At 71.7% G+C, this 20,003-nt stretch carries 19 protein-coding genes; 13 read left to right on the top strand and 6 right to left on the bottom strand.

Annotation, left to right across the window (positions count from 1 at the left end; genetic code table 11):
- Window positions 1-53 precede the first annotated feature (53 nt).
- Both BLQ34_RS09855 and BLQ34_RS09850 read left to right on the top strand, forming a co-directional pair.
- Window positions 54-737, top strand: coding sequence for an MOSC domain-containing protein (locus BLQ34_RS09855; RefSeq protein WP_091784709.1), 684 nt, complete (start codon window positions 54-56; stop codon window positions 735-737).
- A gap of 219 nt (window positions 738-956) precedes the next feature.
- Window positions 957-1,886, top strand: coding sequence for a DUF559 domain-containing protein (locus BLQ34_RS09850; protein WP_091784706.1), 930 nt, complete (start codon window positions 957-959; stop codon window positions 1,884-1,886).
- Between the two features lie 139 nt (window positions 1,887-2,025).
- On the opposite strand, the gene BLQ34_RS09845 is transcribed toward BLQ34_RS09850, so the two are convergent.
- Both BLQ34_RS09845 and BLQ34_RS09840 read right to left on the bottom strand, forming a co-directional pair.
- Entirely contained in the window at window positions 2,026-2,247 is a 222-nt protein-coding gene (locus BLQ34_RS09845; protein ID WP_091784703.1) for an acyl-CoA carboxylase subunit epsilon, read from the bottom strand.
- A 122-nt stretch (window positions 2,248-2,369) separates the two neighbouring features.
- Complete coding sequence (locus tag BLQ34_RS09840; protein ID WP_091784700.1) at window positions 2,370-4,031, bottom strand: acyl-CoA carboxylase subunit beta; 1,662 nt, start codon at window positions 4,029-4,031, stop codon at window positions 2,370-2,372.
- Between the two features lie 24 nt (window positions 4,032-4,055).
- On the opposite strand from BLQ34_RS09840, the gene BLQ34_RS09835 reads away from it, so the two are divergent.
- From BLQ34_RS09835 to BLQ34_RS09815, 5 genes are read left to right on the top strand one after another with little or no spacing between them, the layout of a single operon-like run.
- Window positions 4,056-4,838 carry a biotin--[acetyl-CoA-carboxylase] ligase gene (locus BLQ34_RS09835; protein ID WP_091784697.1) on the top strand — a complete coding sequence of 261 codons (783 nt, stop codon included), beginning with the start codon at window positions 4,056-4,058 and terminating at the stop codon, window positions 4,836-4,838.
- Window positions 4,839-4,848: 10 nt separating this feature from the next.
- A complete protein-coding gene (locus BLQ34_RS09830; RefSeq protein ID WP_231961011.1) occupies window positions 4,849-5,943 on the top strand; it encodes an adenylate/guanylate cyclase domain-containing protein in 1,095 nt (364 codons plus the stop codon).
- Window positions 5,940-6,731: an enoyl-CoA hydratase/isomerase family protein gene (locus BLQ34_RS09825; RefSeq protein ID WP_091784694.1), complete on the top strand. Its 792-nt coding sequence runs from the start codon at window positions 5,940-5,942 to the stop codon at window positions 6,729-6,731. The genes BLQ34_RS09830 and BLQ34_RS09825 overlap by 4 nt, the downstream gene beginning before the upstream one ends.
- A gap of 30 nt (window positions 6,732-6,761) precedes the next feature.
- Window positions 6,762-7,439, top strand: coding sequence for a response regulator transcription factor (locus BLQ34_RS09820; protein WP_056922896.1), 678 nt, complete (start codon window positions 6,762-6,764; stop codon window positions 7,437-7,439).
- Between the two features lie 9 nt (window positions 7,440-7,448).
- Window positions 7,449-8,468, top strand: a complete 1,020-nt coding sequence (locus tag BLQ34_RS09815) for a sensor histidine kinase (protein ID WP_091784691.1) — start codon at window positions 7,449-7,451, stop codon at window positions 8,466-8,468.
- A 7-nt stretch (window positions 8,469-8,475) separates the two neighbouring features.
- Here the strand turns inward: BLQ34_RS09815 and BLQ34_RS09810 are convergent, their stop codons facing one another.
- The gene (locus tag BLQ34_RS09810; protein ID WP_231961010.1) at window positions 8,476-8,985 is read right to left on the bottom strand and encodes a GtrA family protein; all 510 of its coding nucleotides are present in this window, start codon (window positions 8,983-8,985) and stop codon (window positions 8,476-8,478) included.
- A gap of 112 nt (window positions 8,986-9,097) precedes the next feature.
- On the opposite strand from BLQ34_RS09810, the gene BLQ34_RS09805 reads away from it, so the two are divergent.
- Window positions 9,098-10,294, top strand: a complete 1,197-nt coding sequence (locus BLQ34_RS09805; RefSeq protein WP_091784688.1) for a 5-(carboxyamino)imidazole ribonucleotide synthase — start codon at window positions 9,098-9,100, stop codon at window positions 10,292-10,294.
- Window positions 10,291-10,827: a 5-(carboxyamino)imidazole ribonucleotide mutase gene (purE, locus tag BLQ34_RS09800; protein WP_091784685.1), complete on the top strand. Its 537-nt coding sequence runs from the start codon at window positions 10,291-10,293 to the stop codon at window positions 10,825-10,827. Before BLQ34_RS09805 ends, purE begins: the two co-directional genes overlap by 4 nt.
- 54 nt (window positions 10,828-10,881) lie before the next feature.
- Here the strand turns inward: purE and BLQ34_RS09795 are convergent, their stop codons facing one another.
- Window positions 10,882-11,337, bottom strand: a complete 456-nt coding sequence (locus tag BLQ34_RS09795; protein ID WP_091784682.1) for a CoA-binding protein — start codon at window positions 11,335-11,337, stop codon at window positions 10,882-10,884.
- 83 nt (window positions 11,338-11,420) lie between these two features.
- Between BLQ34_RS09795 and BLQ34_RS09790 the strand changes: the two genes are divergently transcribed.
- Complete coding sequence (locus tag BLQ34_RS09790) at window positions 11,421-12,482, top strand: LLM class F420-dependent oxidoreductase (protein ID WP_091784680.1); 1,062 nt, start codon at window positions 11,421-11,423, stop codon at window positions 12,480-12,482.
- Between the two features lie 15 nt (window positions 12,483-12,497).
- Here the strand turns inward: BLQ34_RS09790 and BLQ34_RS09785 are convergent, their stop codons facing one another.
- Complete coding sequence (locus BLQ34_RS09785) at window positions 12,498-14,684, bottom strand: FG-GAP-like repeat-containing protein (protein ID WP_091784678.1); 2,187 nt, start codon at window positions 14,682-14,684, stop codon at window positions 12,498-12,500.
- 193 nt (window positions 14,685-14,877) lie between these two features.
- On the opposite strand from BLQ34_RS09785, the gene BLQ34_RS09780 reads away from it, so the two are divergent.
- Window positions 14,878-16,050: an acyl-CoA dehydrogenase family protein gene (locus tag BLQ34_RS09780; protein WP_091784676.1), complete on the top strand. Its 1,173-nt coding sequence runs from the start codon at window positions 14,878-14,880 to the stop codon at window positions 16,048-16,050.
- A 2-nt stretch (window positions 16,051-16,052) separates the two neighbouring features.
- Here the strand turns inward: BLQ34_RS09780 and BLQ34_RS09775 are convergent, their stop codons facing one another.
- On the bottom strand, window positions 16,053-17,306 hold the full coding sequence (locus BLQ34_RS09775) for an LCP family protein (RefSeq protein WP_091784673.1): 1,254 nt from the start codon (window positions 17,304-17,306) through the stop codon (window positions 16,053-16,055).
- A gap of 96 nt (window positions 17,307-17,402) precedes the next feature.
- Between BLQ34_RS09775 and BLQ34_RS09770 the strand changes: the two genes are divergently transcribed.
- Entirely contained in the window at window positions 17,403-18,944 is a 1,542-nt protein-coding gene (locus BLQ34_RS09770; RefSeq protein ID WP_091784669.1) for an LCP family protein, read from the top strand.
- Window positions 18,941-19,993, top strand: coding sequence for a glycosyltransferase family 2 protein (locus tag BLQ34_RS09765; RefSeq protein WP_091789741.1), 1,053 nt, complete (start codon window positions 18,941-18,943; stop codon window positions 19,991-19,993). Before BLQ34_RS09770 ends, BLQ34_RS09765 begins: the two co-directional genes overlap by 4 nt.
- Window positions 19,994-20,003: the final 10 nt, after the last annotated feature.

Below are 20,003 nucleotides of genomic sequence, written 5' to 3'. Positions count from 1 at the left end.
ACGGCTGGCCATGCCGTCCAAAAGTCCTTGCGCTGCCTCCCTAGGCTGGTCCCATGGGAGCCCACCTGCTGTCGCTCAACATCGGTCGCGCCGAGCCCAGCACGGCCAAGAAGGTCGGCGTGACCGGGATCGCCAAGCGCCCGGTCGAGTCGGCCGTCCTTCGCGCCCCCGGTCCGAAGCGGGGCGGACTCGGCAGTGGCGTCGAGGGCGACTTCCTGGGGGACACCCGGCACCACGGCGGCGACTACCAGGCGGTCTACGCGTTCGCCCGCGAGGAGCTCGACTGGTGGGGCGAGCGGCTGGGTCGCGAGCTGCCGCACGGCATGTTCGGCGAGAACCTCACCACCGCCGGGTTCGACGTCGACGGGGCGCTCGTGGGGGAGCGCTGGGCGGTCGGGGACGAGGTCGTGCTGGAGGTGTGCGGGCCGCGCATCCCGTGCGCGACGTTCGCGGCGCGGATGGGGGAGCGGGGATGGATCAAGCGGTTCACCGAGGTGGGGCGTACTGGCGCCTACCTGTCCGTCGTGACCGGCGGCACGGTGCGGCCCGCTGACGCGATCGAGGTGGTGTCACGGCCCGACCACGAGATCACCGTTCCGGAGACGTTCCGCGCCTTCATGGGCGACCTCGAGGCCGCCGACCGCGTGCTCGCCGCCGGTTGCCTGGTCGAGGTCGAGGCCGCCGAGCTGCGCGACACCGTGGCCCGCCGCCGCGCCGCCGGCACCGAGCTCGACTGACCCGCCCCTGTCGCTATCTCATGCAAAAGGCGAGTTAGCGCCGCGCGGTCCTCCCGCTCCTGTCGCTATCTCATGCAAAAGGCGAGTTAGCGCCGCGCGGGCCTCCCGCTCCTGTCGCTAACTCATGCAAAAGGCGAGTTAGCGCCGCTCTTGCCGCGCCACGGCATACAAGCTGTGGACAAGGTTCGGCGCGCCCATCGGCGGCGGCACAGTGGGTGGATGCCTTCCGCCCTGGACGTGTCACAGCCCTTCATCCATGCCGAGGCGCGCGCCGCCGGCCTCAGCGATCGCGCCCTGCGGGGGCCGTCGTTCCGGAAGGTGTTCCCCAACGTCTACATCTCGTCGGCGATCCCGGACACGCTCGTGGTCACGTGCCGAGCGGCCCTGCGGATCCTGCCGTCGGATGCCGTCTTCAGCCACCACACCGCCGCGAAGCTCTGGGGCGGCGCGGTCCCCGACGACCCCAACGTGCACGTGGCTTTCAACCGGGCCGTTTCCTGCGCGCTGCCTGGCATCAAGGTGCACCGGTTCAACGATGAGTTCGCCAAGGACGTGCGAAGGCATGGGCTTCCCGTGACCAGTCCGGAGCAAACCGTTCTGCACCTCGCGCGACCGCTGGACCTCGTCGAGCTCACCGCCTGCGCGGACCAGCTGGTGCGCCGACGGGTCACCACCCAGACCGACCTCCTGACCGCGACTGACCGGTACCCGGGGCAGGGGCGACGGCTGGCGCGGCAGGCGGCGCTGCTGTGCCGGGACAGGGTCGACTCCAGCACCGAAACCCGGATGCGCCTGCTCATGGTGCTGGCTGGACTGCCCGAGCCGGAGGTGAACCATGCCCTGCGGCGGCCTGACGGCACGGTGCGATATCGCCTCGATCTCTCGTTCCCAGACCTGCGAATCGCGATCGAGTACGACGGACGTTGGCACGAGGATCCCGAGCAGAAGCTGCTCGACGAGGCTCGCCGTGCAGACCTGGTGCGACGCGGGTGGACCGTGATCGTCCTGCGGGCCGAGGACCTTTTCGAGACGCCGGGCGCGACCGTGGCGACACTGCACGCGCAGCTGACCTCGCACGGCCTACCGGTGCCGTCGGTGCTCGACGACTCATGGCGTCGTCACTTCCCGTGGCGCGGCCTCGTGGCATGACGGGGGAGCGGGAGGACCCGTGCCAAGTGCGGCGCTGACTCGCCTTTTGTATGAGATAGCGACGGGGGGCGGGGAGGATCCGTGCCAGGTGCGGCGCTAACTCGCCTTTTGCATGAGATAGCGACGGGGGGGGCGGGGGTCAGCGCCAGGCGGAGGACTGCCAGGCGCCGGGGCCGGGGCTGAGGGGGCGGCGCACCGCCCGCTCGCGCGACGCCCACTGGGAGGTATGCCGCGGGGCCGGCTCGGCGCTGCCGCCCGAGACCGCGGTCAGCACCGCCAGGACCGCGGCCACCTCCTCGGGCGTCGCGTCGCCACGGACCAGCCGCAGCGGTCGGTCCGTCGAAGGGCCGTCCGTGCTCACCGGGCCGGGTCCCCCTGAGCTCGGAGCCTGCGAGGAGGTCACCGGGCCGGGTCCCCCTGAGCTCGGAGCCTGCGAGGAGGTCACCGGGGCGGGTGCCCCTGAGCTCGGAGCCTGCGACGAGGTCACAGTGGGATGTTCCCGTGCTTCTTGGGCGGGAGGGTCTCGCGCTTGGTGCGCAGCGCCCGCAGCGCCTTGGTGACGTTCATGCGCGTGTTCGACGGGGTGATGACGGTGTCGACGTAGCCGCGCTCGGCCGCGATGTAGGGGTTGGCCAGGGTGTCCTCGTACTCGGCGATGAACCGGGCCCGGGCCTCGTCGACGTTCTCGCCGGCGTCGGCGGCGGCCGCGAGCTGGCGGCGGTAGAGGATGTTCACCGCGCCCTGTGCACCCATCACCGCGATCTGGGCGGTCGGCCAGGCCAGGTTGATGTCGGCCCCGAGGTGCTTGGACCCCATCACGTCGTACGCGCCGCCGTAGGCCTTGCGGGTGATCACGGTGACCAGCGGGACGGTTGCCTCGGCGTAGGCGTAGATGAGCTTGGCGCCGCGGCGGATGATGCCGTCCCACTCCTGGTCGGTGCCGGGCAGGAAGCCGGGCACGTCGACGAAGGTGAGCACCGGGATGTTGAACGCGTCGCAGGTGCGCACGAACCGGGCCGCCTTCTCGGAGGCGTCGATGTCGAGGGTGCCGGCGAACTGCATCGGCTGGTTGGCGACGACCCCGACGGAGCGGCCCTCGACCCGCCCGTAGCCGACGACGATGTTGGGGGCGAACAGCGGTTGCACCTCGAGGAACTCGCCGTCGTCGACGACGTGCTCGATCACGACCTTCATGTCGTAGGGCTGGTTGGCGCTGTCCGGGATGAGCGTGTCCAGCTCGCGGTCCTCGTCGGTCACCTCGAGCGACGGGAGCTCGGAGTCGTCGGCGAACGACGGTGGCTCCTCGAGGTTGTTGGACGGCAGGTAGGAGAGCAGCTCCTTGACGTAGTCGATGGCGTCCTGCTCGTCGGAGCCCATGTAGTGGGCGACACCGGACTTGGTGTTGTGCGCCCGTGCGCCGCCGAGGTCCTCGAACGACACGTCCTCACCGGTCACGGTCTTGATGACCTCGGGGCCGGTGATGAACATGTGGGAGGTCTGGTCGACCATCACGGTGAAGTCGGTGACGGCGGGGGAGTAGACCGCACCACCGGCGCAGGGCCCCATGATCAGCGAGATCTGCGGGATCACCCCGGACGCGTGGACGTTGCGGCGGAAGATCTCGCCGTAGAGGCCGAGCGAGACCACGCCCTCCTGGATGCGGGCGCCACCGGAGTCGTTGAGGCCGACGACGGGGCAGCCGACCTTCATGGCGAAGTCCATGACCTTGCAGATCTTCTCGCCGAACACCTCGCCCAGCGACCCGCCGAAGACGGTGAAGTCCTGCGCGAAGACCGCGACGGTGCGCCCGTCGACGGTGCCGTAGCCGGTGACCACGCCGTCGCCGTAGGGGCGGTTGGCCTCCTGCCCGAACGCCGTGGAGCGGTGCCGCGCGTACTTGTCCATCTCGACGAACGACCCCTCGTCGAGCAGCAGCTCGAGCCGCTCGCGGGCGGTCTTCTTGCCCCGCGCGTGCTGCTTCTCGACGGCGCGCTCCGACCCCGCGTGGGCGACCTCGGCGACGCGACGCTTGAGGTCGGCCAGCTTGCCCGCGGTCGAGTGGATGTCGATGCCGGAGTCGGGATCGGGGACGTCGGTGCCGCCCACGGAGAGCGGATCGGCGACGGGATCGGTGGTCTGCGCCATGCCGGCGAGCCTAGCCTTGCCCGCATGCGCGAATCGCTCGACCGTGAGGCATTGCACGAGGCGTTGGTCACGCCGGGCCAGCCGTGGACGGGGGTCGACGTCCACCCGGAGCTCGGCTCCACCAACCTCGAGGCGGCGCGCCTCGCCGAGCCGTGGCGGGTGGTGGTCACGGACCACCAGCAGGCCGGTCGTGGCCGGCTCGGGCGGGTCTGGGACACCCCGGCGCACACCTCGGTGACGCTCTCGGTGCTCGTGCCGGCGCCCGACCAGGGCCGCGCCTGGATGCCGTTGGCCACGGGTCTCGCGGTCCGCGACGCCCTCGCCGAGGTGGCCGGGGTCGAGGCCGGCCTCAAGTGGCCCAACGACGTGCTCCTGCCCGCCGACGCCGAGCGCAAGGTCTGCGGCATCCTGTGCGAGCTCCAGCCCACCGGGATCGTGGTCGGTCTCGGTGTCAACGTCGACCAGGACCGTGCCGAGCTGCCCGTCGACACCGCCACGTCGCTGCGGCTCGCCGGGGCGCCCGACGTCAGCCGCGAGCGCCTCGTGGTCGCCGTGCTCACCCACCTCGCGCGCTGGCACGCCGCGCTCAGTGGCACTGGCGCCGACCGCTCCCGGGTGCACGCGGCATACCGCAGCGCCTGCCTCACCGTGGGGCGCGAGGTGGAGCTACACGTGGCCGGTGGCGAGGTGCGCCGGGTGCGCGCCGTCGGCGTCGACGACGAGGGTCGGCTCGTGGTCGCCAGCGCGGGCACGGAGTATCCGGTCGCCGCCGGTGACGTGGTCCACGTGCGCCCGTCCACTGGCTAGGGTTCGTAGCGTGAGCGAGGTTGGCCGGCACCGCGTGGTGCGCCCGGAGGACTTCGCGGCACTGCGCCCCGACGACCTCGAGGCGCGCCTGCTGGGCAAGCCGGCCACGATGGCCCGCCGGGACGTGTCCCGCGGCGCCGAGGTCTCGCTGCTCTCGGCGCGCAAGTTCTGGCACGCGCTGGGCTTCCCCAACGTCGAGGACGACGACGCGATGTTCACCGAGGCCGACCAGATGGCCCTGATGGCCGTCGCCCGGCTGGTGCGTGAGCAGGAGCTCGACGAGACCACCGCGCTCGCGATGACCCGCGCGTTCGCCCGCACCACCGACCGGCTGGCGGTCTGGCAGACCCAGCTGATGGCCGAGGCCCTCGCCGAGCCGGGGCTCGAGGCCGCCCTCGACGAGGCGGATGCCCGAGCGGTCCCCGACCTCTCCGCCGCGGAGGCCGCGGCCCGCAAGCTCACCGACATGGCCGACGAGCTGGAGCCGCTGCTCATCTACGCCTGGCGCCGGCACCTCACCGCCGCCATCTCGCGCATGCTCGCCGACGCAGACCCCGAGCAGTCCGACCAGGGGGTGCGTCGGGTCGTCGGGTTCGCCGACCTGGTGAACTTCACCTCGTTGGTGCGCCGGATGACCGAGCGCCAGCTGGCCGTGATGGTGCAGCGCTTCGAGGCCCTGGCGACCGACATCGTCACCGCGCACGGCGGCCGCGTCATCAAGACCGTGGGCGACGAGATCCTCTTCGTCACGATCGGCGCGGCCCCCGCGGCGGCGGTGGCCCTCGACCTGGTCGAGACGATGGAGGCCGACGACCTCCTCCCGGACGTCCGGGTCGGGATGGCGGTCGGGCCGGTGCTGTCACGGCTGGGTGACGTGTTCGGCACGACGGTCAACCGGGCCGCGCGGCTGACCAGCGTCGCGCCGGGCGGGGGAGTGCTCGTCGACGACGCGCTGGCCCAGTCGCTGGCTGCCGTGTCGGGTTTCGAGACCACCGCGCTGCGCCGTCGCACCCTGCGCGGCATCGGGCAGGTCACCCCGAGTGAGCTGCGCCGCTCGACCGGCGGCCGCCAGACCCCTGCCCCTGCCCGAAAGGCCTCCTCATGACCGCAGACCTCGTCCGCACCGAACGCCACGGGGAGGGCGGGTACGTCGCCGAGCTGGTCCTCGACCGTCCCGAGGCGATGAACGCGGTCTCCACCGCCATGGCCCGGGCCATCGCCGCCGCCACGACCGCCCTGGCGCAGGAGCCGGACGTCCGGGCCGTCGTGGTCTCCTCGAGCCACCCGAAGGCGTTCTGCGTCGGAGCCGACCTCAAGGAGCGCAACTCCTTCAGCGACGACGACCTGAGGGCGCAGCGGCCGCTGGCCCAGGCGGCCTACCGGGGCGTCCTGGACCTCCCGGTGCCCGCGATCGCCGCAGTCGACGGCTACGCCCTCGGTGGCGGCTTCGAGATCGCGCTGTCCTGCGACCTCGTGGTGTGCGGCGCGGACGCCGTGGTCGGACTCCCCGAGGTGAGCGTCGGCGTCATCCCCGGCGGGGGCGGCACCCAGCTGCTGACCAGGCGGGTGGGCTGGTCCCGGGCCGCGCAGATGATCTTCACGGCGCAGCGGTATGCCGCGGACGACGCCTTCCGTCTCGGCGCCGTCGACGAGGTGGTGCCCGCGGGGTCGGCGCGCGACCGCGCGCTCGAGCTCGCCACCCTGATCGCCGGTCACTCGCCGGTCGGGATCCGCAACGCCAAGGCCGCGATGCGGGAGGGTTACGACACCGACTTGGCCTCCGGGCTGCGCCTGGAGGACGAGCGCTGGGCGGCCACGGCCTTCTCCGCTGACCGCGCCGAGGGTGTCGCCGCGTTCAACGAGAAACGCCGACCTGCGTGGCCCGGTCGCTAGCGGGGGGCCGTTGTACATAGCATCACCCCCATGACCCGTGTGCTCCTCGCTGAGGACGACCCCGCCATCTCCGAGCCGCTCGCCCGCGCACTGCGGCGAGAGGGCTACGACGTCGATGTGCGCGCCGACGGGCGGGCCGCCCTCGAGGCGTCGGCGGAGAACCCCGACCTGGTCGTCCTCGACCTCGGTCTGCCCTACGTGGACGGGCTGGAGGTGTGCCGACGCATCCGGGCCGAGGGCCGTACGGTGCCCGTGCTGATCCTCACCGCCCGCGCCGACGAGGTCGACACGGTGGTCGGCCTCGACGCCGGCGCCGACGACTACGTCACCAAGCCGTTCCGCCTGGCCGAGCTGCTCGCCCGGGTGCGCGCCCTGCTGCGGCGCAACCCCACCGACGCCCCGTCGGCGCATGAGCTCGTGCGCATCGACCCCGAGGGTCGGCGGGCGTGGTTCAAGGAGGAGGAGCTGCAGCTCACCGCCAAGGAGTTCGACCTGCTCCGGGTGCTGGTGCGCGAGCAGGGCAAGGTCGTCTCGCGCGAGCAGCTGATGCGCGAGATCTGGGAGACCGCGTGGTTCGGGTCGACCAAGACGCTCGACATGCACATCTCCGTGCTGCGCCGGAAGCTCGGCGACGACGCCGCGCAGCCGCGCTACATCGCCACTGTCCGCGGGGTCGGCTTCCGGTTCGAGCGCGGCGACGAGATCTGACCGCTGACCATGCGGCAGCAGCTGATCCGCTCCACCGTGCTCGCGGTGGGCCTGGCCATCCTCATCACCATGGCGCCGGTCGTCATCGCGATCTGGAACGCCACCGTGAACGGCAAGGGCCCGGTGGCCCAGTGGCTCGACCAGGGCACCCCGTCCTCGACCTCGCTGCGGCTGGTCCTCATCGTGGTGGGCCTGGCGGCCCTGGCGCTGGCCGCGGGGGTGTTCGTCGCCACCCAGCAGGCCCGCCGGCTGGCCCTGCCGATGACGCTGCTCGCCGACCGCGCCGAACGACTCGGTGCCGGTGAGTCCCGGATCCAGCCGCTGCACTCGGGAATCGCCGAGCTCGACCAGGTCTCCGAGGTGCTGTCGCGCAGCGCCCAGCGGCTGACCAAGTCGCTCGCCTCCGAGCGCGACTTCGCCTCCGACGCCTCCCACCAGCTGCGCACCCCGCTGACCGCCCTGCTGATGCGGCTCGAGGAGATCGCCGCCACCGACGACCTCGAGGTCGTGCAGGAGGAGGCGAACATCGCGATGGACCAGGTCGAACGGCTCACCCGTGTCGTCGACGACCTGATGTCGCGCACCCGCCGGAGTGGGGACGAGTCCAAGGCCACCGTGTCGCTCGACTCGGTCATCGCGGCCCTGCAGCGCGAGTGGCAGCCGGCCTTCGAGCAGGCCCGGCGCAGCGTGCGGGTGCACGGCGAGCGCGGGCTGGTCGTGCAGGCCAAGCCCGTCGACCTCTCCCAGGTGCTCTCCACGCTGCTCGAGAACTCGCTCGCCCACGGCCGGGGCACCGTCGACCTGCACGCCCGCCGCAGTGGGCCCTCCGTCGTCGTGGAGGTGAGCGACCAGGGCGAGGGCGTGCCCGCCACGATCGCGCCCCACATCTTCGAGCGCTCGGTCACGACGACGGGCACCGGCCTCGGCCTGGCCCTGGCCCGCGACCTCGCCGAGTCCAACGGCGGCCGGCTCGAGCTGATCCAGGCCCAGCCGGCGATCTTCGCGCTGTTCCTCAGCGAAGCCGACTGACCCCCGCTCAGCGCTGGTGGTGCTCGGCCAGCGGTGAGGTGTCGGAAAGCGGCTCGTGGCTGAAGACGAACCGGCGGTAGGCCCAGAAGCGGAACAAGGTGCCGAGACCGATGCCGACCAGCTTCGCGAGGTTCTCGACGACCAGGCTCTCCTGGCCCAGGAAGTGGTGCGAGAAGCCGACGCACCCGGCCTGGATGAGCAGCGCGACGCCGTTCGTGAGCGCGAACAGCAGCGCCTCGTGGTGCACGGGCCGGTTGCGCCGGTGCCGGAAGGTCCACGCCCGGTTGCCGATCCACGCCACACAGGTCGCGACGGCGGCCGAGATGATGGTCGCCACCACGGCACGCGAGAGCGGGCCGTTGCCGTAACCGGACAGCACGGTGGCGCGCAGGATGTTGAACAACCCCAGGTCGATGACGAAGGCGACCGCGCCGACGATCCCGAACTTGATCATCTCGCGGTAGAGGACGTCGACGGTCCCGCGCAGGCGGTCGACGAGGGAGGGGCTTCCGGGCACCCGAGGAGCCTATCCGCGCCCGGCGCCTCCATGTGCTCCACGGTCGGGCAGGACCACCGTTCGGGCGATGCCCCGCCCCGGGGGCCGGGCGAGGGGCCGATATCCTCGCGGCGTGACGTCACCGCAGCGCGCCCCCGGAGGCTTCCCGGTCGTCGGCATCGTCGGGGGCGGTCAGCTCGCCCGGATGTGCGCCGCCCCGGCGGCCGAGCTCGCGATCAGCCTGAGCGTGCTCGCGGAGGCGCCCGATGCGGCTGCGGCGCAGGTGATCCCGTCCGCGCCGGTGGGTGACCACACCGATCTCGACGCGGTGCTGGCGTTCGCGCGGGAGTGCGACGTGGTCACGTTCGACCACGAGCACGTCCCCTCCGACGTCCTCGCCGCCCTGGTCGCCGAGGGCATCCCGGTGCACCCGACCCCCGAGGCGCTGCGCTTCGCGCAGGACAAGCTGGCGATGCGCGAGCGGCTCACCGAGATCGGGGTGGCCTGCCCGGCCTGGGCGAGGGCGCGCACCGCCGACGAGGTCGAGGCGTTCGCGTCGCGCGTCGGCTGGCCCGTGGTGGCCAAGACCCCGCGCGGTGGGTATGACGGCAAGGGAGTCCGCGTCGTCGGCTCGGTCGCCGAGGTGCGCGACTGGCTGGAAGCCGTCGGCACCGAGGGTCCCCTCGCCGACGGGCTGCTCCTCGAGGAGAAGGTCGACTTCGTCCGCGAGCTCGCCGTGCTCATCGCCCGCAGCCCGTCCAACCAGGCCGCGGCGTGGCCGGTCGTGGAGACCGTCCAGACCGACGGCATCTGCACCGAGGTGCTGGCCCCCGCTCCCGACCTCGACCCGACGCTGGCCGCCGTGGCCACCGAGGCGGGCCTGCGGATCGCCGAGCAGCTCGGCGTCACGGGGGTCTTCGCCGTGGAGATGTTCGAGGTGCGCGACGCTGGGAGCGGCGCCGCGGCATACGTCGTCAACGAGCTGGCCATGCGCCCGCACAACAGCGGGCACTGGTCGATGGACGGGGCGGTGACCGGCCAGTTCGAGCAGCACCTGCGGGCCGTGCTCGACCTGCCGCTGGGCGCCCCCACCCCGCGCGAGCCGCACACGGTCATGGCGAACGTGCTCGGCGGCGACTACCCCGAGCTCTACCCCGCCTACCGGCACGTCATGGCGCGCGACCCGGGGGTCAAGGTCCACCTCTACGGCAAGGGCGTCCGCCCGGGCCGCAAGATCGGCCACGTCAACGTCTCCGGCACCGATCTCGCGCAGCTGCGCGAGCGGGCCGGCCACGCGGCCGACTACCTCGCAGGAGTGATCACCGAATGAGCACACCGGCAGACGGCACGAGCACGCCCCTCGTCGGGCTGGTCATGGGCAGCGACAGCGACTGGCCGGTGATGGAGCTGGCAGCGCAGGCCCTCGAGGAGTTCGGCATCCCCTACGAGGCGGACGTCGTGTCGGCCCACCGGATGCCGGACGAGATGATCGCCTACGGCCAGAACGCCTCCGGGCGCGGCCTGCGGGTCGTCATCGCCGGTGCCGGGGGAGCCGCCCACCTGCCGGGCATGCTCGCGTCGGTCACGCCGCTCCCGGTGATCGGGGTGCCGGTGCCGCTCAAGCACCTCGACGGCATGGACTCCCTGCTGTCGATCGTGCAGATGCCGGCCGGTGTGCCGGTCGCGACGGTCTCGATCGGCGGGGCCCGCAACGCGGGCCTGCTGGCCGTGCGCATCCTCGCCGCCGGCGACGGTGGGTATGCCGCGGGGCTGCGGGAGCGGATGACCGCTTTCCAGGCCGAGCTGCGCGACCAGGCGCACGCCAAGGGCGCGGCCCTGCGGGCCCGGCGCAGCGAGTCCTGACGCCCAGTCGTCCCGAAGGCTCAGTCGTCCCGAAGGCCCAGTCGTCCGGAAGGCTCAGCGGGCCATGCCCGCGGAACGGACCCCGCGCCACTCGATGCGCGGACAGGTGTCCATCACGACGTCCAGACCCGCCCCGCGGGCCCGGACGGCCGCGGCCTCGTCGACCACGCCGAGCTGCATCCAGATCGCGTCGATCTGGAGCCGGTCCTTGTGGGCGATGGCGTCGTCCACCACGGCCCCGACGTGCTCGGAGTTGACGAAGCAGTCGACGACCTTGATGTCCGTGCCGTCCGGGATGTCGGCCAGGCTCGCGTAGCCCTGCTCGCCGTGCACGGTCTCCGCCTTGGGGTGCACCGGGATCAACCCCTTGCCGAGCTCGACCTTCAACCAGCGGGACACGCCGAAGGCCTCGCGCTCCTGGTTGTTGGAGAGGCCGACCACGACCCAGATCCCGGGGTCGATCAGGAGCTCGCGGATGAGATCGGGGTCGTTCTGGTGGCGAAAGCTCATGCCCTCAGCATCACACTCATCGCCCGGCTTGGGGAGGGGAGGGCGGCGAGCGGGCCGCGGCCGAGGGAAGTAACGTCAGCGGCATGAAGTTCGGAATGTTCGTCCCGCAGGGCTGGCGCATGGACCTCGTCGGCATCGACCCGAGCCAGCACTGGGGGGTGATGGCCGGTCTCGCCCGCCGGGCCGACGCCAACGAGGACTGGTCGTCGATCTGGGTGTTCGACCACTTCCACACCGTGCCGGTGCCGAGCGAGGAGGCGACCCACGAGGCGTGGACGCTGATGGCTGCCTTCGCCGCCGTGACCGGTCGGGTGCGGCTCGGCCAGATGTGCACCTGCATGGCCTACCGCAACCCGGCCTACCTCGCGAAGGTCGCGGCGACGGTGGACATCATCTCCGAGGGCCGGCTCGAGATGGGCATCGGCGCCGGGTGGTACGAGCACGAGTGGCGGGCCTATGGCTACGGCTTTCCGCGAGCGGGGGAGCGCCTGGCCGCCCTCGACGAGGGTGTGCAGATCTTCCGCCAGATGTGGACGACCGGGTCGGCGACGTTCGAGGGAAAGCACTTCCAGGTCGACGGTGCGCGCTGCTACCCGCAGCCGTTGCAGGGCACCTCGGTGCCCGGTTCGAAGGGCAACGGCATCCCGATGTGGATCGCCGGCGGTGGCGAGAAGAAGACCCTGCGGATCGCCGCCCAGTACGCCGACTACACCAACTTCGACCCGACCCCTGAGGTGTTCGCCGCGAAGAGCGAGATCCTGCGCGGCCACTGCGACGACCTCGGCCGCGACTTCGGCGAGATCGTCCGCAGCAGCAACCTCAACGTCTTCATCGGCAGCGACGAGGACGAGGTCGAGGAGCGCTTCGCGGTGCTCCGGGACCGGCTGCTGTCGGTGGGGTCGCCCGAGGCCCGCGTCGACCAGCTGTTCGCCGACTACCGCAAGCAGGCGACGGTCGGCACACCGGAGCAGATCGTGGAGAAGCTGACGGCGCTGCAGGAGCTGGGCATGACCTACGCCATCCTCAACTTCCCCGAGGCCGCCTATGACACCACGGGGATCGCGATGTTCGAGCGTGACGTGATGCCCGAGCTGCTCGATCGCGAGCAGCACGGGCACCTCTGGCACCTGCCACGTCGTCGTTGACCACTGCCTCCCCGGTCAGGAAGTGAAGGAGTACGGCCCCCAGCCGGTGCCGACCAGGTAGACCTCGTTGCCGTCGAAACGCCCGTCCCCGACCACGGCGTAGGAGATCAGCGTGCCGTCGGCCCGCTTGGCGTAGACGAACGGGTTGGGGCCGAGCAGCTCGGGACCGGCGATGCCCTTGAAGATGTTCCACCCGCTGCCGACCTGGCGACGGGCGCTGAAGCCGCCCTGGCCGTTGCCGGGGTAGAGCCAGAGCTTGGACGTCGAGGCCTCGCGGGCGATGAGGTCCGCGTCGTTGTCGAGGTCGAAGTCCCCGACGCCGACGATGCTGTTCATGCCCTGCCACCCGGTGCCGAGGCGGGTCCGGGTCGCGAAGGTGCCGAGTCCGGTGCCCGGGTAGAGCCACAGCTCACCGGTGGAGGAGCGGGCGACGAGGTCGGCCCGGCCGTCGCCGTTGAAGTCACCCGGGGCCAGCGGCAGGTAGCCGCCCCACCCGGCGCCGACCTGGACCCGGCCGGCGACCTTGCCGCCGCCCTTGCCGTCGTAGCGCCACAGCTTGCCGGCCGTGTCGCGGGCCAGGATGTCGGCCTTGTCGTCGCCGTTGAGGTCGCCGGCGGCGAGGAAGGCGTTGTAGATGTTCCAGCCGGTGCCGATCTTGACCCGCGTCCCGGCGAACTTGTCGGGGGTGCTGGGGTAGGCCCAGAGAGTGCCGGCCGAGTCCCGGGCCAGGATGTCGGGCCCGGCGTTGCCGACGAAGTCGGAGGTGCCCTTGGACTTCGGCTGACGCACGTCGTAGCCGAAGAAGCCGCCGGAGCTGTCCGCCCGGCGTGCTCCGATCGCGGTCGCCTCCGGGGTGTCCGTCCCGTTGGTCGACGACATCACCGTGAACTCGTTGTCGGCCGGGTCGTCCAGGACCTTGAGGTCGATGTCGACGTAGAACACCGTGCCGTCGGGGGAGACCCGCGGGGTCTCGAAGGAGTGGCTGGTGCTGCTCTGCAGCGGCGTGATGACGCCGGTCGTGGACAGCACGTTGAGGGCGAAGTTGGTGCCGTCGCCCGTCGTGAAGTAGGTCTTGCCGTTGGGGGCGACCTCCGGGAAGCCGGCGTTGGAGGTGCCCGCCACGGGGACCTTCGTGCCGCCGGTCGCCCCGATGGTGAACAGGCCCTCGCCGGGTGCCCCACCCGCGGCGATGAAGGTCGAGGTGGACCGCCAGTCGGCCTGCACGAGCCCGGTCGACCCGCCCACCGCCTTGTCGACCCCGGTGACCACGTCGACCACGCGCAGCTGGGAGCCGGTGACGTCGCCGGTGGCCGCGTCGACGGTGTAGCGCGTGTAGACCACGCGTCGGCCGTCGGGGGAGAAGCTGGGCTCGGCGGCGAGGGTGCCCGCGGGCTGGGGGCTGCTGCGGTAGCCGCTCTCGACGCCGCGCGGACCGACCTCGCTGATCTGGAGGGTCCAGCTGGTGCCGTCGGTGCTCGCGGCGGACGCCAGCAGGCGGCCGTCGGGCGAGTAGGCCGGGTCCATGCCGGTCAGCGTGCTCGGCATGCCGTAGGAGAAGGTGTCCTGCATCAGCAGCGGCCCGGTGCCGTCGCCGGTGCCCGCCGTGCCGAACACGGCGTCCGGCACGCCCCAGCCGTCCTGGGTCGACATCGACGCCCAGTAGCCCAGCGGGCAGCTGATGCCATCCGCGTCGAGGCGGTACGTGAAGAGCCCCCGCGGGTTGACGGTGCGGTCGACGAAGGAGGTCTGGTCGGCTCCGACGACCCCGATCTGCTTCCACGAGCCGCCGTCGCGCTGGCGCAGGATGGTGTAGTTGTCCAGGCCCAGGGTGTTCCAGTGGACCCACACCCGGTCGTTCGTCGGGGTCCAGTCGAGGGCGAGGTCGTCACACGTGGGTGCTGCGTCGACTGCGTCGGGGGCCGGCAGGGTGCGGTTGCGCACGAGCCCGGGGTCCGGCGCCTTGTCGACGTCGGCCGCCTTCGTGGTGGCCGACGAGGCGGTGGGGTTGGCGGCTGCCTCGCTCTTCGCGGCGCGGCGCGACGACGCGGCGTCGATCATCGCGTTGACGGCGCGCACCTTGAAGTCGGCGCCGCCGCGGCTGGCGGGCGAGTCGGCTGCCTGGGTGGCCGGCACGGCGCCGACGGCCAGGGCCGCGGTGAGGGCAAGGGTGAGTCCCGTGCGGACGCGGGCAGGGCTGCTCATGTGGTGGGGTCCCCCCGAGGAAGTGGGCTGACGAGGCCCAGTGCGTGCGTCGGGAGATTCCTACCAGTAGGAGGTGACCTCCGGGTGGCCAACGGCCCGAACCGTGCCCGATTTGTCGGTGATCCGCACGTGTCGGCAAGCCCACACCCACAGCCGCTGCCACGCGGCATACCAGCGGGTAACCTGAGGGACTGTGAGCACTGGCAACCCCGACTTCGACCTGTTCCGGATCTCCGAGGACCACGAGGCGCTGCGCGACGCCGTCCGTGCGGTCGCCGAGGACAAGATCGCCCCGTATGCCGCGGCCGTGGACGAGGAGGCGCGCTACCCGCAGGAGGCGCACGACGCCCTGGTGGCGTCGGACTTCTTCGCCCCGCACATCGCCGAGGAGTACGGCGGTGTCGGGGCCGACGCGCTCGCCACCTGCATCGTCATCGAGGAGGTCGCGCGCGTCGACGCGTCGGCGTCGCTGATCCCCGCGGTCAACAAGCTCGGCACGATGCCGCTCATCCTCGCGGCGAACGAGGACGTGAAGAAGCGCTACCTGACGCCGCTGGCCGAGGGTCGCACGACGTTCTCCTACGGCCTGTCCGAGCGCGAGGCCGGCTCCGACACCGCCGCGATGAAGACCCGTGCGCGGCGCGACGGCGACGACTGGGTCGTGAACGGCCAGAAGTCGTGGATCACCAACGCCGGTGTCTCCGACTACTACACGGTCCTCGCGGTCACCGACCCCGACGGCAAGCGCGGCAGCAACGTCACGGCGTTCGTGCTCGAGAAGTCCGACGAGGGCTTCACCTTCGGCGAGAAGGAGCGCAAGCTCGGCATCAAGGGCTCACCGACCCGCGAGCTGCACTTCGACAACGTCCGGATCCCCGGCGACCGCGTCGTCGGCGAGGTCGGTGACGGTCTCAAGATCGCCCTGCGCACCCTCGACCACACCCGGGTGACGATCGGTGCCCAGGCCGTCGGGATCGCCCAGGGCGCGCTCGACTTCGCGGTGTCGTACGTCAAGGAGCGCAAGCAGTTCGGCAAGGCGGTGGCCGAGTTCCAGGGGGTGCAGTTCATGCTCGCCGACATGGCGATGGCCGTCGAGGCCGCCCGCCAGATGGTGTATGTCGCGGCCGCCAAGTCCGAGCGTGGCGACGCCGACCTGCCGTTCTTCGGCGCGGCCGCCAAGTGCTACGCCTCGGACGTCGCGATGCAGGTGACCACCGACGCCGTGCAGCTGCTCGGCGGCGCGGGCTACGTGCGCGACTTCCCGGTCGAGCGGATGATGCGCGACGCCAAGATCACCCAGATCTACGAGGGCACCAACCAGATCCAGCGGATGGTGATGGGTCGCCAGCTGCTGGCCCGCAAGTAGCGCTAGTTGCCCGAGGGCTTGCCGTCGGTGCCCTCGGGAGGCGCCTCGAGCGGGGTGTCGTTGCGCAGCAAGGTGAAGAGCGCCTTGGCGCGGGCGGTGTCCCACTTGACCGAGCTGCCGGCGTTGGTCTGGTAGTTCAGGCTCGAGAGCGGCACGACCAGGCTGAGGCCCTCGTCCTTGGACACGGCGCGCATCGCGAGCAGCACCCGGCTGGCATCGCGCATCGAGGTGTCCTCGCCGACGATCAGGCCCTTCGCCGCGGCGTGCGAGAACGACCAGTAGCGGGTGGGGATGAGCACCGTCGACGGGGTGAGCGCCTTCTTCATGATGGCGGCGAGGAACTGGCGCTGCCGCTCCGCCCGGCCGATGTCGCCGCGCGGGTCGGAGTAGCGGGCCCGGACGTAGCCGAGCGCGTTCTTGCCGTTCAGGACCTGGCAGCCCTTCTTGAGGTTGATGCCGGCCTTCTTGTCGTTCATCGTGAACGGCACGCAGATGTTGACGCCGTCGACGCTGTCGACGACGGAGGCGAAGCCCGCGAAGCCGATCTCGACATAGCCGTCGATGTGCAGGTCGGTCACCTGCTCGACTGTCTCGACCAGCAGGTTGGGGCCGCCGAACGCGAACGCGGCGTTGATCTTGTTGCTGCCGTGGCCGGGGATCGGCACGTAGGAGTCTCGGGGGAGTGAGACCAGCGCCGGCTTGCCACCGTTCGCGGGGACGTGGACCAGGATGATCGAGTCGGTGCGGCGGCCGGCGGCGTTGCCGGTCGCGTACTCCTTGCGCTGCTCCTTGGTCAGTCCCGCGCGGCTGTCGGAGCCGACCAGCAGGTAGTTGTAGCCCTTGGAGTCGGTCGGTCGGGTGCCCCCGGGGGTGGTGTCGACCTTGGTGACCGAGTTCCAGGCGTGCAGCGGCGTGAAGACCATGAACGCGACCCAGGCGACGACGAGCAGCAGCACGAGCCGGCCGACCGGGAAGCGACGTCGGCGCCGGGGCTGGTCGTCCCACTCGTCGGCGCGACCGCCGTCGACGGGTGGTGGGGGCGTCGAGCTCCGCTGTCGGGCGGGGCGGCCCGATGCGGGGCCGGTGGTGGGCATGACACGGGTCGCACCGGAGCCCTCGGTGGCGTCGGACGAGCGGCCGCGGCGCCGACCCCTGACGTCGACGGTGTAGACCTCGGTGTCGTCGCCGGAGCCGCCCTGGGAACCTGACTGGGGGATGGCGCGGGCGTCGTCGGGGTCGTGGGGGCGTCCGGTCATGGGAACCAGTGTCCAGTGCCCGGCCGCGGACTGGCAAAACGCCGAAGTCACACACGTCACACGAATCACACGAGTGCTCCCCGATACTGGTCCACCATGAGGCCCACCCATGCCGCGCGCCCCGGCACCGACGCCGGGGTCTACGTGTCCCGCCGGTCCGGTGGCGGCCTCGGGGACGCCGACTCCCTGACACCGCGGATGCGGCGCCGGCGGGCCTTCACCCTGGTGCTGCTCACCCTGCTCGTCCCCGGCAGTGCCCAGCTCGTCGCAGGGCGCCGCGGGCTCGGCCGGTTCGCCCTGCGTGCCTGGGCGTCGCTGGTCGCGCTGGCCGTCGTCCTGGGCGTGGTGTTCCTGCTCAGCCAGTCCCTGGCGATCGGGCTGCTGGGCCGGGGCTGGGTGCTCACCGTCCTGCAGTGGTTGCTGGCCGGCTTCGCGATGCTGTGGGCGGTCCTGTTCGTCGACGCCTGGCGGCTCGGCCGCCCCGCGACCCTGCTGATGGCGACCCGGCGCTGGCTGACCGGCGTCACCGCCGCGCTGCTCGTCGTCACCTCCGGTGGTCTCGTGTATGCCGCGAGCTCAGTGGGTGCCGGGCGCGACGCGATGAACGCGTTGTTCCAGGGTGACGAGGCGTTCGGCGCGGTCGACGGCCGCTACAACATCCTCCTGCTCGGGGCCGACAGCGGCCGCGACCGCGTCGGGACCCGACCCGACAGCATCCAGCTGGTCAGCGTCGACGCGGAGACCGGTAGCGCGGTGACCTTCGGCTTCTCGCGCGACACCGAGAACATCAACTTCCGGCCCGGCTCGACGATGGCCCGACTCATGCCCGAGGGGTGGAACTGCGGCGACGAGTGCCTGCTCAACGGCCTGTTCACCTGGGCCCAGGACAACCGGGCCAAGTTCCCGCCCGGGACCGCGAACCCCGGCGTCCTCGCCACCCGCGAGGCGGTCGAGGCCCTGAGCGGCCTGGACATCCAGTACTACGTGATGGTCGACCTCAGGGGTTTCAAGAAGATGGTCGACGCCGTCGGCGGCCTCGACGTCACAGTCAAGTACCGCACCCCGATCGGTGGTGGCACGTCGCCGATCGTGGGCTGGATCGAGCCCGGCGAGCAGCACCTCGACGGCTACCACGCCCTCTGGTACGCCCGCTCCCGCCAGGGCTCCACGAACTACGAGCGGATGGCACGGCAGCGCTGCGTCATGACCGCGATGGCCGACCAGCTCGACCCGCAGCGGGTGCTGACCCGGTTCCAGAAGATCGCCGGCGCGAGCTCGGGCCTGATCCAGACCGACCTGCCGCAGTCCGAGCTGGGGCGGTTCGCCGACCTGGCGATGAAGTCGCGCCAGCACCCGATCCGCAGCGTCAACTTCGTGCCGCCGCTGATGAAGCCGTGGGACTACGACGCCAGCCTGGTCACCACGACCGTCCAGAGGACCATCAAGGCGTCGGAGCAGGCAGCCGACACGAAGGCCAAGTCCACCAAGGGCGCGACCACCGCGACCAGCAAGCCGAAGTCCACGGTGAAGAAGAAGAAGCCCAAGGCCCAGCCGGGCACGAACGTGCAGGACCCGAACAAGGCAGCGGGCAACGCGGCGGAGGACGACCTCTCCTCCGTATGCTCAGCAGCCTCATGACGACCCCGCACCACCACACCACCCCCACGCCGGACGACCTCTCCGGACCCGACCACGACAGCGGGCCGGCCGGGCTGCAGCCACCGGCCGTCGGCGTGATCATGCCGATCCTCAACGAGGAGCGGCACCTGCGCGAGGCGGTCGACGCGGTCCTCGGCCAGGACTACGCAGGTGACGTCCACCTCGTGCTCGCCCTGGGCCCCAGCACCGACGCGACCGACCGGATCGCCGCGGAGATCTGTGCCGAGCAGCCGCGGGTGCGCACGGTGGCCAACCCGACCGGGCGCACGCCCGAGGCGCTCAACGCCGCGATCGAGGCGCTCGGCGATGCCGCCGTCGTCGTCCGGGTCGACGGGCACGGCGTGCTCGACCCCGACTACGTCCGCACCGCCGTGGAGCTGCTCGACGAGACCGGCGCGGTCAACGTGGGCGGTCTGATGGACGCCGAGGGAGTCACCTCGTTCGAGCGGGCGGTCGCCGCCGCCATGACCTCCCGGCTGGGGGTCGGGGCCTCGCGCTTCCACACCGGCGGTGACGCGGGCCCGGCCGACACCGTCTACCTCGGGGTCTTCCGACGCGAGTGGCTGACCCGGCTCGGTGGCTACGACCGGCGGTTCACCCGGGCGCAGGACTGGGAGCTCAACCACCGCATCCGCGAGGCCGGCGGGCTGGTGTGGTTCTCCCCGCGGCTGCGCGTCGCGTACCGCCCGCGCCCCACCCTCGGGGCGCTGGCCCGGCAGTACCGGGACTACGGGCGGTGGCGTCGGGTGGTGGCACGCACCCACGCGGGCACCATCAACGCCCGCTACCTCGCCCCACCGGTGGCCCTGCTGGGCGTCGTCGCAGGGCTGGTCGGCGGCTTCCTGTGGTGGCCCCTGTGGCTGGTCCCCGCGGCCTACCTCGCTCTGACCACGATCGGCGGACTCACCGTCCGCGACCCGCGGCTGGACGCCCGCGACCGGCTCTGGCTCCCCGTGATCTTGCCCACGATGCACCTGGCGTGGGGCTGGGGCTTTCTCAGCAGCCGGGTGCGCATCGACGGCGTCTAGCCCTCCCTGG

Origin of the sequence: Pedococcus dokdonensis (assembly GCF_900104525.1) — a bacterium.
Lineage (GTDB): Bacteria > Actinomycetota > Actinomycetes > Actinomycetales > Dermatophilaceae > Pedococcus > Pedococcus dokdonensis.
This window is presented reverse-complemented; position numbering and strand designations above follow the sequence as displayed.